Annotated in this window: 17 protein-coding genes; 2 read left to right on the top strand and 15 right to left on the bottom strand. The window is 29.2% G+C overall.

Annotated features, from left to right (window positions below):
- Positions 1-4: 4 nt before the first annotated feature.
- Together KGNDJEFE_RS05545 and KGNDJEFE_RS05550 are read right to left on the bottom strand one after the other, a co-directional pair.
- Positions 5-976, bottom strand: coding sequence for a sensor histidine kinase (locus KGNDJEFE_RS05545; protein WP_006439526.1), 972 nt, complete (start codon positions 974-976; stop codon positions 5-7).
- 2 nt (positions 977-978) lie between these two features.
- The gene (locus KGNDJEFE_RS05550; protein WP_006439527.1) at positions 979-1,683 is read right to left on the bottom strand and encodes a response regulator transcription factor; all 705 of its coding nucleotides are present in this window, start codon (positions 1,681-1,683) and stop codon (positions 979-981) included.
- Between the two features lie 116 nt (positions 1,684-1,799).
- On the opposite strand from KGNDJEFE_RS05550, the gene KGNDJEFE_RS05555 reads away from it, so the two are divergent.
- Positions 1,800-2,681 (top strand): M23 family metallopeptidase, encoded by an 882-nt coding sequence (locus KGNDJEFE_RS05555; protein WP_006439528.1) that lies wholly within the window; start codon positions 1,800-1,802, stop codon positions 2,679-2,681.
- Positions 2,682-2,943: 262 nt separating this feature from the next.
- Here KGNDJEFE_RS05555 and KGNDJEFE_RS05560 read toward each other — a convergent pair whose 3' ends face one another.
- The 13 genes from KGNDJEFE_RS05560 to KGNDJEFE_RS05620 form a co-directional block, all read right to left on the bottom strand.
- Positions 2,944-3,366 (bottom strand): YjdF family protein, encoded by a 423-nt coding sequence (locus KGNDJEFE_RS05560; protein ID WP_040410260.1) that lies wholly within the window; start codon positions 3,364-3,366, stop codon positions 2,944-2,946.
- Between the two features lie 223 nt (positions 3,367-3,589).
- A complete protein-coding gene (locus KGNDJEFE_RS05565; protein WP_040410261.1) occupies positions 3,590-4,099 on the bottom strand; it encodes a VanZ family protein in 510 nt (169 codons plus the stop codon).
- A gap of 175 nt (positions 4,100-4,274) precedes the next feature.
- The gene (locus KGNDJEFE_RS05570) at positions 4,275-4,967 is read right to left on the bottom strand and encodes a VanZ family protein (protein ID WP_006439531.1); all 693 of its coding nucleotides are present in this window, start codon (positions 4,965-4,967) and stop codon (positions 4,275-4,277) included.
- On the bottom strand, positions 4,968-5,759 hold the full coding sequence (locus tag KGNDJEFE_RS05575) for a hypothetical protein (RefSeq protein WP_006439532.1): 792 nt from the start codon (positions 5,757-5,759) through the stop codon (positions 4,968-4,970). It abuts the gene before it with no gap.
- Entirely contained in the window at positions 5,746-6,327 is a 582-nt protein-coding gene (locus KGNDJEFE_RS05580) for an RNA polymerase sigma factor (RefSeq protein WP_408634607.1), read from the bottom strand. Before KGNDJEFE_RS05580 ends, KGNDJEFE_RS05575 begins: the two co-directional genes overlap by 14 nt.
- A gap of 231 nt (positions 6,328-6,558) precedes the next feature.
- Complete coding sequence (gene sulP, locus KGNDJEFE_RS05585) at positions 6,559-8,211, bottom strand: sulfate permease (protein ID WP_040410263.1); 1,653 nt, start codon at positions 8,209-8,211, stop codon at positions 6,559-6,561.
- A gap of 343 nt (positions 8,212-8,554) precedes the next feature.
- The gene (locus KGNDJEFE_RS05590) at positions 8,555-8,992 is read right to left on the bottom strand and encodes an aldo/keto reductase (protein ID WP_148881809.1); all 438 of its coding nucleotides are present in this window, start codon (positions 8,990-8,992) and stop codon (positions 8,555-8,557) included.
- Positions 8,993-9,285: 293 nt separating this feature from the next.
- A complete protein-coding gene (locus KGNDJEFE_RS05595; protein ID WP_148881810.1) occupies positions 9,286-10,698 on the bottom strand; it encodes an RNA-guided endonuclease TnpB family protein in 1,413 nt (470 codons plus the stop codon).
- A gap of 579 nt (positions 10,699-11,277) precedes the next feature.
- Positions 11,278-11,688, bottom strand: a complete 411-nt coding sequence (locus tag KGNDJEFE_RS05600; protein WP_148881811.1) for an aldo/keto reductase — start codon at positions 11,686-11,688, stop codon at positions 11,278-11,280.
- A gap of 31 nt (positions 11,689-11,719) precedes the next feature.
- A complete protein-coding gene (locus tag KGNDJEFE_RS05605; protein WP_006439537.1) occupies positions 11,720-11,947 on the bottom strand; it encodes a DUF4318 domain-containing protein in 228 nt (75 codons plus the stop codon).
- A gap of 207 nt (positions 11,948-12,154) precedes the next feature.
- Positions 12,155-12,619, bottom strand: coding sequence for a hypothetical protein (locus KGNDJEFE_RS05610; protein WP_006439538.1), 465 nt, complete (start codon positions 12,617-12,619; stop codon positions 12,155-12,157).
- Between the two features lie 221 nt (positions 12,620-12,840).
- Positions 12,841-13,134, bottom strand: coding sequence for a DUF2325 domain-containing protein (locus KGNDJEFE_RS05615; protein WP_006439539.1), 294 nt, complete (start codon positions 13,132-13,134; stop codon positions 12,841-12,843).
- Positions 13,135-13,305: 171 nt separating this feature from the next.
- Entirely contained in the window at positions 13,306-13,902 is a 597-nt protein-coding gene (locus tag KGNDJEFE_RS05620; protein WP_006439540.1) for a GIY-YIG nuclease family protein, read from the bottom strand.
- Between the two features lie 372 nt (positions 13,903-14,274).
- Here KGNDJEFE_RS05620 and KGNDJEFE_RS05625 point away from each other — a divergent pair, with 372 nt between their 5' ends.
- Positions 14,275-15,642 (top strand): Na+/H+ antiporter NhaC family protein, encoded by a 1,368-nt coding sequence (locus KGNDJEFE_RS05625; protein ID WP_006439542.1) that lies wholly within the window; start codon positions 14,275-14,277, stop codon positions 15,640-15,642.
- The last annotated feature ends 116 nt before the right edge of the window (positions 15,643-15,758 follow it).

Below are 15,758 nucleotides of genomic sequence, written 5' to 3' on the forward strand. Positions count from 1 at the left end.
AACCTTATATTTCAAAGGTGATTTCAAATTCTGTTCCTTCTCCAACTTCGCTTTTTACGTTTATACAACCATTCATTTTCTCTACAAGTTCTTTAGTAATGTAAAGTCCTAATCCACTTCCAACTTTATTTCTAGCCTTGTCGCACTTATAAAGTCTGTCAAAAATATGCTCCAAGTCATCCGGCTCTATACCTACTCCAAAATCTTTTATAGTTATAAATATTTTTCTATTACTTTCTTTTATTGAAATTTGAATTTTTTTAGTCTTGCTGTGCTCAACTGCATTTTGGATTATATTATTTATAACCCTTGCATAAGCATTTTGATCCAAGTTGCATATTATCTCTTTCTCTTCTATTTCTATATCAAAATCTATATCCTTTTCTTCAAATATTACAATCCAGCTTTTTATAATATTTCTACTAAGTTCAGTAATTTCAGTATCCTTTAAATCTAAGTAGAATTCATTGGAATTTAATTTAAACCAATCAAATACATTATCCAAATATTCTTTCAGAGAGTAAGATTTTTCTCTTACAATATCTATATAATTTTCTATAACGTTATTATTTTCTAATTTATTATTATTTTCAATTGCATTTTGTAAATCGTATTTGTCATTTAAACCATCCTTTAATAATTCTTTTTTTATTGCATCTGTATATCCAATTATAGATGTTAGAGGAGTTCTTATATCGTGAGAAAGGCTAGTCAACAGTTGATTATTTGCGTTTTCCATTTTTCTAAATTCTGTTAACTTTTCCTCGTATAAATATACAATCTCGTTTATTTTATATATTATTTCAGAAAAATTATCATTGTCTTTTGATAATATCTTCCTATTTCCATTGCCTTTTTTTATATCATCTAATACCTCAATAGATTCAGATATTTTTTTATTTATAGATATTACCTTGCTGCACAAAACTATATTTATAAAAACAGATATTGCTAATAAGAAATATAAAATTTGCATACTTATACCCCCTTATTAAATCTATATCCTATGCCCTTCACAGTTTGGATGTATTTAGGATTTGAAGAATCTTCTTCTATTTTCTTTCTTATCCTGCTTATTACTGACATTATATTATTGTCGTCAAATGCATAACTTTCATTCCATACAGCTTCATATATCTGTTTTTTAGTAAGTATTCTACCTTGATTAATTGCACAAAAGTACAAAACATCAAATTCCTTTGGTAATAATTCAATCATTCCTTTGTCAGTTTTTACAGAGTATTCATCAGGTAAAATTTCTAATCCTTCAAAATACAAACTTTCTCTATAATCTTCTGTGTTTTTGCTCTGTTTATTATTCATATTGTATCTTCTAATCAATGAATCAACTCTAGCCAGAAATTCCTCTGTATTAAAAGGTTTTGTTATATAATCATCTGCTCCAAGTCTAAGTCCTTTGACTTTGCTTGATGTGTCATCTTTTGCAGTTAGCATAAGTACAGGAATATCACTATTTTCTCTAACTATTTCAAGTGTTCTAAATCCGTCTAATCCTGGCATCATAACATCTAAGATCAGCATAATATATTCGTCTTTTTCAAGTTCGTTTATCGCTTCTATTCCGCTAAAGCATATTTTAGAGTCTATGTTTTCACTTTTTAGTGTTATTTGTAGTAGTTTGCATAATTCTTTATCGTCATCTGCTATTAATATTTTTTTCATAATAATACCACCTTAATTTTTTCTGTATTTAATAATATGATAACACAGTAATCTTGCACTAACCTTATAAAATCCTTTATAATTATTATAAATTCAACTTCTTGGTGGTGATATTTATGGATAAATTTTTGAAAGTAATAAAAAAATTATACTGGCTAGGTTTTATTGGATTGATAGGTACTTTTACGCACATACGCTTTTTAGAATATTTTTATCTATTTTTTATTTTAGGTATTGTCGATTTTATACTTTCTCTTGCTATCATTACAAAATATGAAGATGATAATGATAACGAAGATATTATCAATCTAAAATTTTTGTTTCAAAATTTAGGTATGTTATTTGGAATACCTATTATTTACATAAAAAATTTATTCAGACTTCCTAATGTAAAATCTTATAAACCAGAAGTCTTATATAGTCTTCCTTTTGAAGGAAAATGGCTTGTTGCAAATGGAGGAATTGATAAAACTAATTCGCATTCTTGGGGTGTTTGTAATCAGAGATATGCCTATGATTTTTATATACTAGAAAATGAAAAATCATTTAAAGGTGATGGTAGAAAAGTAACAAATTATAATTGTTATGAAGAACCTATTTTATCTCCAGCTGACGGAATTGTCGTTGAAATAAAAAATCTTTTTAATGATACTCCTATTCCAGAAGTTCAAGAAGCTATATGTGCCTGCTCTGATATAAGAGGTAATTATATAGTTATAAAACATTCAGAAAATGAATACAGTACAATTGCTCATATAAAGAAAGATAGCTTTTGTGTCAATGTAGGGGAAAATATTAAAAGAGGACAAAAAATAGCTTTATGTGGAAACAGTGGAAATACTAGTGAGCCACATATACATTTTCAAATACAACAAGGAAAAAATTTCTTACTGTCTGCAAGCTTACCTATTTCTTTTATAGATATAAAGAATATTCCATATCAAGAAGAAAGGCAGTTTATTAGTCGTGGACAATTTATAGAAAGTCAAATAGAATAGCATAAAAAAAGACTAACCCCAGGGGCAAAGGAATTCTTGGTTTTAAACCTACTCTCATTCGAGAACCCAGCCTATATCCTTCACGAGTTAGTATATTTATACATTATCATTAGAAATAAAAAAAATCAAGATTATAAAATAGTATCAATTTTAAAAATATGGTGTGTCTTATAAATGTTTTTAAACATTCTGTTAGTGCACTTGTCTTGACAGTTCGTTATATTTAAAAGGGACTAGTACAAATGTACCAGCCCCTTTCAAATTAATGACCTTTATGTTTTTCTTTCTTTTTCAATATGTGGATTTCTCTTTTTCTTTCCTTTTCAGCTTCTACTCTTTCCTTACGAGCAATTTTCTTTTCCTTCTTAATCTGTTCATGCTGCAATTTAAGAGCTTGTTGAGCTTTAGTACCGATAAAATTACCTTGCACTTCTCTTTTTATTTTTCGCTGCATTCTTTTAGGATTTATCTTCTTTTCAGAGATAACTTCTCCACAAATTGCAGGACTGAATTTTAAACTATAATAATTTTTTTGAAGATATTCATAAACTTCATAATCCTTTGGCTCAGATGTATTTAAAACTACTCTACAAACTTCATACCTATCGTCTATTGTTTGCTCAAATAACCCAACCCAAAATGGTCCTTCAAAAAATATTGTTAGTTTTTCTGATACTTTCTTCATATCCTGTTCCTCCTTATGTATTGTAAAATACATAGAATGGACAACCAAGGAGGCAGGTTACTTACGGAAATTCCGCGTCCGGACTACCAACCGAACTGTGTTTTTATCTATGTTGTTGAGTATATTTAACTCAATTTTATTATAGTATCTTTTTATAATAAATTTCAATATGTTTTAAAAAATTAAACGTATCTCTAACTTAGTTTTTTTAAAATTTTCTTTCTTAATTTAGGAATATTAAAACTCCCATCATAATCACTATCAGCACCACACACACGATAGAGAAAATATTTACAACCTTAAAAGCTTTATCTCCAAGAACTTTTCTCCGCAACTTAAAAATCAATATTCCTACAATCCCACCTAAAGTATTATTTATCAAATCAGTTATATCACATGCACCAACTGCAAAAATATACTGTGTTATTTCATAGAACAAGCTTATTCCAAAAGGTACCGCTGCCATTTTTATAAACTTCCAATTATCTGCAAGCATAGCCGTAAACACACCAACAGGAATAAATACTATTGCGTTATCTATAATCTCGCTAAAAGAAATCTTTCCATTTACAATCACCGATTCCTTAAACGGAATTAAGTTTATACTTCTCTCTGCTACTAAGTTGCTCATAGAAAGCTCCATCTTAAATACAATAATCCATGTAAGCATCATAAAATATACAATAAATAGGATAGACGTTATTTTTTTATATTTTAATAATTTTTCATCCATAATATCAACTCCATTTTTTATATTCATATTTCAAAGTCTATATTTCAAAAGTGTACTAGCCGTATCATACACCTTTTTACAAGTGTATTATACAACTAGTACACTTTATTTGTCAACATAAAAAAATAATTCAAAATAGCATCCGAAAATTTTCATCAAATGCTATTTTGAACAACTAAATAAATAAAAAACAGTAATTTCTAACTAAAGATCCAATTATTGCATACGAAACAATAGTCAGCACAGTCAAGTCTACATACTCTGAGCCACTATAAAATACAGACTTATAGCTACTCCCCATTCTAAACTTACTTCTAAAACTATACTTACCCGATTTATTTTTAAAAATCTTTACAAATAAAATATAATAAATTCCAAATCCAATAACTGTTCCTAATGTATTCATCATTAAATCGTCTACATCAGTCGCTCTAAAATTAAACATCTGTGTAATTTCAATAAATAACGAGAATAAAAATCCTGCTTCTACAGTTTTCTTAAAAGATTCAAACTCATTCCACATAATTGGAAGCATGAACCCAAATGGTACAAACATTATCACATTTAAAACATTTGTACTAACCCCATTAACAGCAAATGGTATAAAGTTGAAGTTAAAATAATTTATTCTAAAGCCGAAATCTATTACTGACGGTATCCCAGCAGCTGAAACCATACCAGTTATTAAAAAAGTATATACAACGCAAGCAAGGAAATGGAGATTAGAATCCCCATTCCCTTCATAAACTCTGCCTGTCGAGTACAATTTTAAATCGTATATTTTCATTTTATATCTTGATAAAACGAATAAAACTATTGGAAATACTGGTATATAGTGTAATATCGCTTCTTTAAGCTCTGATAGCATTTATATTAATTCCTCTGCCATGTCTATTAATGTCTGTTCTGGCATTCCTTCATCAGATAATGAAGATATAGAATATCTAACACCGTCTTTTTCCCAAGCTACTGTAACTGATTTTTTATCTTCAACCTTATCGCTTCCGTAAGATATAGTCATCTTACCTTCTTTCTCTAACTGTTTTTCTTCTGCTGTTTTTTCATGTTCAGGTGGAACAAATCTCATATTTGTAGTTGAAACGAATAATTTTATTCCATTTACTTCAACATTTCTATAACCATCCTGCTCTTCTAAAGCTATTTCTGATGGCATTTTTTTATGAGCGTCTACAAATATCTCTGGAGAACCAGATTTTTTATAAACTAAGTTCATTGCCTTAGTTTTGTCTAATGTATCTCCATTTGATCCAGTTGTGTTTAAATCTTCAATAACTGCTCCATCAAATTTATATCCATTTGCAAATTTATCTACAAAAGCTTTTCTAATTCCTGTTTCTTTTTCCATCTGTTCTATTGTAGGAACATCTTTATATTTATATACGCTTGATGAGATTCCAAAATATCCTACTGCTTTTCCACCTGCGTATACTCCTACAGTTGTTATCATTAATGCACATGCTACTGATGCAACTTTTAACATTTTTCTATTTCTCTTCATAGTAACCACCTTTTCCTTTCTACTCTGTTCAAATTCTATCTGTGATTTTATTTTTTCGAACATATCATCTGAAGGCTGAACATCTTCAGACATATCTACCATTGCTTTTCTTATTTTTAAATCTAGGTCATCTTTTTTCATAGCTCACACCTCCAAAATAATTAAGTGATTCAATCTTACCCTTTAAAAGCCTTCTAGCCTTGAAAAGTCTCGATTTAACAGTTCCTTCAAATACATCCAACATATTAGCGATTTCTTTTACGCTAAATCCGTTGAAATAATATAGTACAACTACAGCTCTATACTTCTCATCGAGATTATTTACAGCACTTCTGACAATTTCAACAGTTTCTGATTCCAGACACTTTGTCATATTGTCGCTTTCGTGATTTTGTTCCCGTTCTGCTTTTGCAAATATTTCATCAATTGGAACATTCTTTTTATCTGATTTGGAAAGTTTCCATGCCATTCTTGTAAGTATTTTGTAAAACCAAGTTTTAAAATAATCCGGATTTTTAAGGCTGCCTATGTTTAGATAACATTGGACAAATGTTTCTTGAACAATGTCCTCACTTGTAGCTTTGTTGCCACATATTAGATAAGCAGTTCTCATTGCGGTACCTTTGTATTTGTTAAAGAGCTCTTCAAATGCTTCAAAATCACCATTGGCAACTTTTTCAACAAGTTCTCTATCTTCCAAACTTAACACCTCCTTTATCGATGCATCTGTATATAAGAGCATAGTCGTTTGTATTTGGTTCACAGATTTTATAAATTTTTTAAAAATTTTTGTGGTTACTACAAAGTAGTATATTATTGAATAGTTTTTTTAGCAATAAGAACTCATTTTATTTTTGAGCAAGATAAACATAAAAAAAGTGCCACTTTTTACTAATCAAGTAAAATATGACACTTTTTCATTTATATTTTTATATCTTCTTTATATACTCTCAGCTCTTTCTAATGCAGTATCTATAGAAGGACATACATTTTCTCTTCCTATATCATCTATAAATCCTGATTTTTCCATAAACTGAAGTGGCTGATCATTTACATGAGAGAATATAAGCACAACATTGTATTTCTTACATTTTGCATGAAGTTCTCTCAATTTATTAAGTGAAGTCGTATCCATCGCAGGAACACTTCTCATTCTAAGAATTATCGCCTTCTTAGTTTTATCAAATATTACATTATTTATCTTATCTGCAGCTCCAAAGAACATAGGTCCTGTTATTTCAAATACTAGTACATCTTTTGGAACGTATCTTAGTGATATGTTTCCAGTATCTGAGTCTTCATCGTAGTTTTCGTCTTCTTCTTCAATATATTTCCATCCGTAAACGTCTGTAACATCTGCCATACGTCTCATAAATAGTACAGAAGCAAGCACTAAACCAAATCCTATTGCTATAACTAGGTCAAATACAACTGTTAATGTAAATGTAGCAACAAGAACCATTATATCGCTCTTTGGAGATTCTTTTATTACATCTACAAACTCTCTCCACTCACTCATGTTGTACGCAACCATAAATAGTATCGCTGCTATACAAGGCATTGGTATTAATGCAGCATAAGGCATTAATAATAGCAGAGTTATAAGAAGTACAATTGCGTGAACCATACCAGCTATTGGAGAACGTCCTCCATTTTTGATATTTGCTGCAGTTCTTGCTATTGCTCCTGTTGCAGGTATCCCACCAAATAAAGCAGATGCTGTATTTCCGATTCCCTGTGCAACAAGTTCCATGTTAGAGTTGTGTCTGCTACCAATCATACCGTCTGCAACAACACAAGATAAAAGCGACTCTATTGCAGCAAGTACTGCTATTGTGAACGCATCTGGTAACACGTTTCTAACTGTATCATATGTAACTGTAGGCATTGTAAAATGAGGTAATGATGATGAAATTGTGTATAAATCACCGATTGTATTAACATTTAAGTTCATTACTTTTACTAATGCAGCACTTACTAAAACTGCTATAAGTGATCCTGGAATTTTTTTAGATATATGAGGCCATATAATAAGTATTGCTAATGAAATAACTCCTACTAAAAGAGCAGTAGTGTTTATTGTTGATATGCTTCTAAAAATTTCAGCTACTTTTTCAATTGTTTCTATTGGTGAATTTTCGAATGTAAGACCTAAAAAGTCTTTTACCTGTCCGATAAATATAGTTACAGCTATTCCTGAAGTGAATCCTGTAGTGATTGTGTAAGGTATGAATTTGATTAGATTTCCCATTTTAAATATTCCCATAAGTATAAGGAATATCCCTGCAAGTATTGTCGCTACTACTAGTCCGTCCATTCCGTCTGTGGCAACTATCCCTGCTACTATTGATGCAAATGCTGCAGTAGGTCCTGCTATCTGGACTTTACTACCACCTAGTGCAGAAATTAAAAATCCCGCTATTATCGCCGTATAAATCCCCTGTTCAGGTCTTACACCCGACGCAAGTGCAAGTGCTATCGATAAAGGAAGCGCAATTATTGCTACTATAATACCAGCGGTTAAGTCTTTAGTAAATGACTTTGCTGAGTAACCCTTCATCGAGTGGACCAATTCTGGTCTTAAAGTTCTCATAAATAGTTCCTCCCAAATATATTTTAATTATCACATTAATAGTTTACCATTTTAACAAGTATATTCAAGGATTTTGATTTTTTTATATGTATTAAATTCATTTTATAATTTATATTCATTTTAACTTCAAATTAAATAGGCTTATTTCAACATTTATTTTATAAATTTTTAGAAAAATGATTGTTAAAATGCAAACTTTATTTTAGAAAATTCATTTTTAATTATATGTAAACCTATTATTTTTTCAATAAATTACATAATAAAAAGCTACCGATTTTTATTTTCGATAGCTTTCTTTTCCTATAAATATATTTACAATCTATATTTATTATTTGTAACTTTATTAAAATTTATCAGGATCTAATCCAGACCATCCTGTTTCTTCCATATTGAGTATTTTTTCAAAATCTTCTTTTTCAAGTTCAAAATCTATATCCATATTCTGTTTCATTCTCTCAACAGATGAAGATTTTGGTAGAGGAACTACATCCATCTGAAGTGAAAATGCTAAACAAATCTGTGCAACAGACTTTCCATATTTTTCAGCAAGTTTGTTTAAAAGTTTATCTTTGAATACTCTTTCTCTTCCAAGTGGACTCCAAGCTTCAACTACTATTCCATGCTTTTTATCAAAGTCAACAACATCTTTTTGGATATATCCTGGATGGAATTCTATCTGATTGACCATTGGAACAACTTCACAATTATCTAATATATTCTGCATATGGTTATTTAAGAAATTGCTCACACCTATAGCTTTTGTTTTTCCTTCTTTATATATCTGGTTCTAAAAATATATACAAATGTACTCATTTTAGATATTTCGCTCTTATTCTATCTTTTGATAGTTTTAAGTCTTGGTTGAGCCAGTTATCTCAATAAAATTTTTATCTCGATTATCCCACAACCGTATTTTTTATTTATTTAAAGCATTTTATCTAACCCCCGTCACCGATAAAACATACCCTCTATTTATCAACAGTTGGATAAATACAAAATATATTTGTGATTAAATAAAATATACTTTTAATCTATTTTCTTTTCTTAATTAATATAAATTTTATTAAATATTATTTACTTTATATCAGCAATTCTACTTTCTAATATTTCCTTAACTTTCTTATAACTTGTAAACATCTTTATTTTTTTATCATATTTTCTCTCTAAAATATTTTTACTTGCATTTATATCTGCATGGATTTCTCCACAATTATCACAAACAAATGAATCTCCATCTCTTACACCAAATCTTCCGCATTTACTACAGATTTGACTTGTATATGCGGGATTTATATATGTAAATTCAATACTATTTAATTTGAATTTGTACTCAAGTCTATCTCTTATGTATCCTTTAATCCATCTCGATAATTTTCTTTTTACAGATTTTGGATATCTATCATCCCAACTCACAAAATCTAAATTTTCCATTACAACTTCTTTAGGCTTTTCTGACTTTATAAATTCATTGATATTTTTATTGATGTAAGATTTAACTGTTTCATCGTGTTTATTTTTGTTTTTTCTGTATTTTTTCTTTCCTAAATTATTTTTAAGTATGTTGTCCGCTTTTTTAGTGTTACCTTCTTCGAGGTATTTTCTTCTAAGTGCGAAAAATCTGTTTCGATTAGCATTTTTATTATTCAATCTTTCAGTTTCTTTACTTAAATAATAATTCAATTTTTCTCCATACAGATTTCCATTTGATGTTGCAAGCAAGTATCTATATCCTTTATCTATTCCTATAATATTTTCGTTGTTATTTTCCTTTGATTCCACTTCTAATGGAATATTTATTCTCAATACATTATCTATGATTTTGATTTTAAGTGTTTTGTTGTATTTATTTGAATCCCTCAATTTAATCGGTACTCTTTTTCTTATTTCCATTGAGGATATATAAATATAATTTTCATTTAATTTATTTTTTGAATATCTATACAAACCTGTGTCTATTGAAAAAGAATTTATTTTGTTCGTATAAGGAACTTTCCCTTTATATCTTCTAGTGTATCTTTTTATTAAGTTGTTCAAATATTTAATATTTAAGTTTTTTCCTACAAATTTTTTAGGAATATCAAAGTTTATATTGTTTAATACGTTATAATAAAGCTTATTTGCTGATAGTATATAATTTATATAATATCTATCATCAGTAGATAAATGTTCATTATTATAAGCAGCAGTCCTAATTTCATTTTTTGTATTAGACCAACCAGACTTTATATTTCCAATTGCATCTTGTAATGCTAATTTCCAATATCTAGCTGGTAATTTCCATTGTTCATAAAACTTTGTACTTACCCATGCATCTCTGATTTTTCGAGGTTTTTCAATGATTAAAAGACTTTTTATTCCACTATATCTTGAATATACGTAATTTTTAACATTTTTATATTCTTTTCCTATTTTTAATAATTCTTCAACCTTATAATCATCAATTTTATAGGAATATTGTTTTACAGTTTTAGTTATTGTCTTTTTCATTTACCTCACCTCGATTCTATAACAAATTTATCTTTCTAATTGTATTATATACTAATCGAAGTTATATTATACAAATAATATAAAAATTTTTTTAAGTTTTTAAATAAATAAAAAATACGGTCGTTATATCTAAAATACATCCGTATATATTTTTAGAGTGTTCAATCGGAATCGCTACTTTCCAATCAGTTCTCTTATGAACTTCTTAATGTTTCCATTAAGCACAGACTATATCACCATCTAATTTTTTAGATGCTCCCCATTTCCACCACCAATAGCTTGTGATGTACGGCATTTGCCTAGTCGTTGAACCTTATCCTGTTCGGATCTTGGCTGCTGATTATCCATTATTAAAGCACTTAGGATTTAACCTTATGCTATCTAGTTAATTTTTTCTGCTTTCGCAACATTCACGCTTGAATATTTTTCAATTCTACATTGTAGTTTAACTAGCTTTAGGAACTTCCAGCAATTAAAGGAGTTTTGGGCGATTTCTCGCCTCTCTACACTCGTTATGAATGTAGGGAGCTTTTTTGTAAAAATATATTTGTCTATATATGTATATTTTTGACTATATTTTTAACAACTATATAGTTGCTCCTCAAAAGCCTTCCATGTTTCAATATCTAGCTTTTTCCAATCTGATTCAGCGTCAGGTCTTGGCCAATGTATAAGTAGCAAGTCAACATAGTCCATATCTAATTTTTCTAATGACTCTTCAAATGACTTCTTAGCTCCTTCATATCCCATGCAACTTTTCCAAACTTTTGTAGTTACGAAAAACTCTTCTCTAGGAATTCCAGATTTTTTAATGGCTTTTCCCAAAGCTTCTTCTGTATTGTAAAAAGCTGCTGTATCAAAATGTCTATATCCAACATTTATAGCATCTAATATTATCTGAACATCATCGCCTTCATTTACTTTAAATGTTCCAAATGCTAGGTTTGGCATTTTTACTCCATTGCTTAAAACTGTGTACTCTTTTTTCATAATACCACTCCTTTTAGTTTGATATTTTATATTACTTTTCTTTTATTTTTACAAAGTAATTTCCTCTCATAATAGTTCCTTCTGGCTCGGCAACTTCATATAATACACCATCAATTTCAACTTCATTGTCTGATATAAATTTGCAAGTTTGATGATTTTCTTCACAGTATTTTTCGACTGCTTTTATCGTTTCAACTAAGTTCCGAGGTTTAGTTGGATCTTCTATGTCTAATATTATACTTTTCTTAAAAAGCCCCATAGTATTACCTTCTTTCTTATTAATAGCTTATTATTAACAATTATCTATTTTCTTATTTTTATTATACTATCTTTTTAAGTCTAATCAATATATTTAAAGTAAGTGGTATTATTTTTATATTTAACTGGTTTTATGTTAATTCCTATAAATTATTATATATAATATTAATTATCTACACTAATTTTTTCGCTTATTCATCAGCATTTTCTAAAAATTATTTTTTATTAATTGAATATATGTATCTTTATTTTTTATAATAAAGGAATCAAACATTTCTTCAGAATTACCTTCTACCTCTATTTCCGCTATTTCATGCTCGTCAGAATAATACTCTCCTTTATCAAAATCATAGAATTTATCCATATATTTATTGTTAAATTCATCTTCAACTTCTTTCTTAATATATTCATCGAAAGTCATCCATCTAAGTCCATATCCAGACATAAATGTTGCAACAGAAACATTCGTGTATATTTCTTCTAAGGGATTTTCATAGTAAGATATTTCTGTAAATTCTTCAAGGGTCATTTTTATAACATTTCCACTTCTATCGTATGGACAACCATCATAATACCATTTATATGGTCTAAGTGTTGAACATACTTCATATGCCTTTTCTTTTAACATTTCAAATCTTTCTTTAGTTAAGCGAGCTTTTGTCATTTCATCCATTTTTAGCACCTCTTTTTATAAAAATATTGTTATCTAAGGATTATCAGTTTATACATATCTATTTTTATAATGTCATATTTTCAATAGAATTATACAATTTCTATAACTTTTATTTTTCTAAACAATAAAATAGAGGCTAATTTGTAGCCTCCACTTTATTTACTATACTTTATTTAACAAAAAATATGTTATCGTGTTTTGTATTTTTTTACTAATATTTTTTATGCTTTAAGCTCTTTGTTTATTTCTTCAAGACATTCTGTAAACGCACTCTTGCTGCTGCTCTTTTTTCTAAATATAGGTATACTCTGTTTCTTTGCTTTCATCTCAACTATATTGCATATCTTGTGTGATACCGTAGAAGTTAATATTACAACAGCATCAGGATTACCTATTGAACTTGCCAACTTATTTGCCTTTTTGGTACAGACTTTTGTTTTAAAGCCTAACTTTTTACCCATTTCAAGATAATCTTTCTCCATTCTTTCGTGTCCGCCTACAACTAAAATACTCATAATCTTTTCCTCCTAAAATTTTTATATTTTTATTTTTCTCATTAACTTTCTGTTTGATAATCATTATTATGTAATTTATATTATCATTCGATGAATATTCAGTCAATAAATCTTGGCGAAACGATAATTTTTTTCGTTTTTTGCATAAAAAATAGAGTACCTAATAGTACTCTATTCCTTCCATTGTGTTTCCTCAGCAATTTCAGAAACTAACTTTCCATTATATGTAAAATACATTGGACCAGAAATTGAATATCCTTTAATCCCTTTTGCTATAGCAGAAAGTGATGTTAGTTCTCCATCATATTGAACCTTTCTTTCATCAACGACATAAGCTTTTACATCCTTATCATCAACAAATATTAATTCTGCTCCTACAGGAATATTACATTTAGCAAAATTAACGGGAGGTCTTTTCTTTTTATGTTCTTCTTTTATTCCATTAGATATTAATTTCTTTAACTTATTTTGAGATCCACTAATTATAGCTATAGCTTCCAATAATTCATATGCATCTTCTGCTGACATAACAAAAAATTCTCTGTCCTTCGAGACTCTCAAATCTGGATTTAGATTATCTATTAATTTATGTAACTTTTTATCTTCCAGATTACCCGGTGTTTCATAGGTTGCGTAGACTTCATATTCATAAGGAAGAGCTGTTGTACTTAATTGTTTTCTTCTCTTTTCAACATCTTTAGCATATCCAATTTTAACCATATTGTTTAAGCATGGATTTGTCATTATATAAATATATCCTTTTGACATTTATTTTATATATTACCAATTTTATTATTAGTAACTAACTCCTTTCAATAAAAATAGAATTTATTACTATCTAAATATTATCATAAGTTTTAAAATATCTCAATTTTAGCACTATTATTATCCAAACATAATTATCGTTAATTTTTTTTAGCAAAAATTTATTTATCAGTATAAAAATCTTGCTTAACTTTTTTATCTTTTATAGATATTTTTTTCTCATATCTTTATTAACTTAAGATTTATATTGAAAAGATTTATAATACTAGTGTATAATTAAATTAATATATGTAGTTTTATTTTAGAAAAAATCATTTTGAAATAAAATTCAAAATATGCATATATATTTTTTTATAAAAATTAAAGGAGGTAAAAATGGATCAAAACGAAAAAATCAAACCCAGTGGTAAAGCCCTTATTCCTTTCGCTGTATTTATATTATTATATCTTGGCGTAGGTATCATATTAGAAACATCAGGAACAGAGATGGCATTTTACCAGCTACCAGCACCAGTTGCAATAATTGTCGGTGTTGTTGTAGCATTCATCATATTTAAAGGAAGCATAGAAGAAAAATTCTCTCAGTTTGCAAAAGGATGCGGAAATGAAAACATCCTTATAATGTGCTTTATATACTTATTTGCAGGCGCATTTGCAACAGTTGCAAAATCAATGGGAGGCGTTGATTCTACTGTCAACCTTGGACTATCATTTATCCCAGCTCAGTATATAACTGCTGGTCTGTTCGTCATCGCGGCTTTTATATCTGTAGCAACAGGAACTTCTATGGGAACAATAAGTACAGTTGCTCCAATAGCAATTGCAACAGCAGAAAAAGCTGGATTAAATATGACGCTTATAGTTGCTGCAATCATAGGTGGTGCAATGTTTGGTGATAACTTATCTGTAATCTCAGATACAACAATCGCCGCAACTAGAACTCAGAACTGCGAACTAAAAGACAAATTTAAGGTAAACTTCTACATAGCCTTACCTGCAGCAATTCTTACATTTGTACTTTTAATAATATTTGGTAAACCAGAAACTATAGTTCCTATACAGAAGCTAGATTACAACATAGTCAAAGTTATACCTTATATACTAGTTTTAGGACTTGCTGTATCAGGATTCAACGTATTCCTTACTCTAGGTGTTGGAACAGTTGTAGCCGGTATAGTTGGTATAGCTTATGGAGATTTAACTCCTCTTACATTTGCACAGAACATATACGCTGGATTTACAGGAATGAACGAAATATTCTTACTTTCAATGTTTACTGGCGGTCTTGCCCACATGGTTACTCAGCATGGTGGACTTCAGTGGATATTAGAAAAAATTCAGTCTGTTGTTAAAAGTGAAAAATCAGCTCAGATTGGTATATCTGCAATAGCTGCAGCTGCTGACATGGCAGTTGCAAACAACACAGTTGCGATAATAATAACTGGGCCAATAGCTAAAGAACTTAGTAGAAAATACAAAGTAGATCCAAGAAAATCTGCTTCTCTACTAGATATATGGACTTGTATATTCCAGGGATTCATCCCTTATGGAGCACAGATATTACTTGCAGGAAGCTTAACAGCAGGTGCAGTTAGCCCACTTGCACTATTCCCATTCCTATGGTATCAGCAGCTTCTAGCAGTATTTACACTGATATCTATGTTTATCCCTTATGCAGATGGTTTAATAAAGAAAAGACCTTGGAACTGGGAACTAGATAAAGCAGAAGAAATAACTGAATAACAAAAAAAAAGACTAGTTAAATTTTGCTCCAGTCCTCAGCGCCTCGCCCTTTTATGTAACACATTTATAAGATGCGAGGCGCTTGTGGAATTGTCGCTTAAATTTAAACTAGTCTT

It is taken from the genome of Peptacetobacter hiranonis (assembly GCF_008151785.1).
GTDB classification, from domain to species: Bacteria; Bacillota; Clostridia; order Peptostreptococcales; family Peptostreptococcaceae; genus Peptacetobacter; species Peptacetobacter hiranonis.

Coding starts and splice junctions, on each gene's coding strand:
- KGNDJEFE_RS05545 (WP_006439526.1), bottom strand. CDS start 976: ATGCAAATTTTATATTTCTTATTAGCAATATCTGTTTTTATAAATATA.
- KGNDJEFE_RS05555 (WP_006439528.1), top strand. CDS start 1,800: ATGGATAAATTTTTGAAAGTAATAAAAAAATTATACTGGCTAGGTTTT.
- KGNDJEFE_RS05600 (WP_148881811.1), bottom strand. CDS start 11,688: ATGAAAAAAGAGTACACAGTTTTAAGCAATGGAGTAAAAATGCCAAAC.
- KGNDJEFE_RS05560 (WP_040410260.1), bottom strand. CDS start 3,366: ATGAAGAAAGTATCAGAAAAACTAACAATATTTTTTGAAGGACCATTT.
- KGNDJEFE_RS05625 (WP_006439542.1), top strand. CDS start 14,275: ATGGATCAAAACGAAAAAATCAAACCCAGTGGTAAAGCCCTTATTCCT.
- KGNDJEFE_RS05610 (WP_006439538.1), bottom strand. CDS start 12,619: ATGGATGAAATGACAAAAGCTCGCTTAACTAAAGAAAGATTTGAAATG.
- KGNDJEFE_RS05605 (WP_006439537.1), bottom strand. CDS start 11,947: ATGGGGCTTTTTAAGAAAAGTATAATATTAGACATAGAAGATCCAACT.
- KGNDJEFE_RS05565 (WP_040410261.1), bottom strand. CDS start 4,099: ATGGATGAAAAATTATTAAAATATAAAAAAATAACGTCTATCCTATTT.
- KGNDJEFE_RS05570 (WP_006439531.1), bottom strand. CDS start 4,967: ATGCTATCAGAGCTTAAAGAAGCGATATTACACTATATACCAGTATTT.
- KGNDJEFE_RS05620 (WP_006439540.1), bottom strand. CDS start 13,902: ATGTCAAAAGGATATATTTATATAATGACAAATCCATGCTTAAACAAT.
- KGNDJEFE_RS05575 (WP_006439532.1), bottom strand. CDS start 5,759: ATGAAAAAAGATGACCTAGATTTAAAAATAAGAAAAGCAATGGTAGAT.
- sulP (WP_040410263.1), bottom strand. CDS start 8,211: ATGAGAACTTTAAGACCAGAATTGGTCCACTCGATGAAGGGTTACTCA.
- KGNDJEFE_RS05595 (WP_148881810.1), bottom strand. CDS start 10,698: ATGAAAAAGACAATAACTAAAACTGTAAAACAATATTCCTATAAAATT.
- KGNDJEFE_RS05550 (WP_006439527.1), bottom strand. CDS start 1,683: ATGAAAAAAATATTAATAGCAGATGACGATAAAGAATTATGCAAACTA.
- KGNDJEFE_RS05615 (WP_006439539.1), bottom strand. CDS start 13,134: ATGAGTATTTTAGTTGTAGGCGGACACGAAAGAATGGAGAAAGATTAT.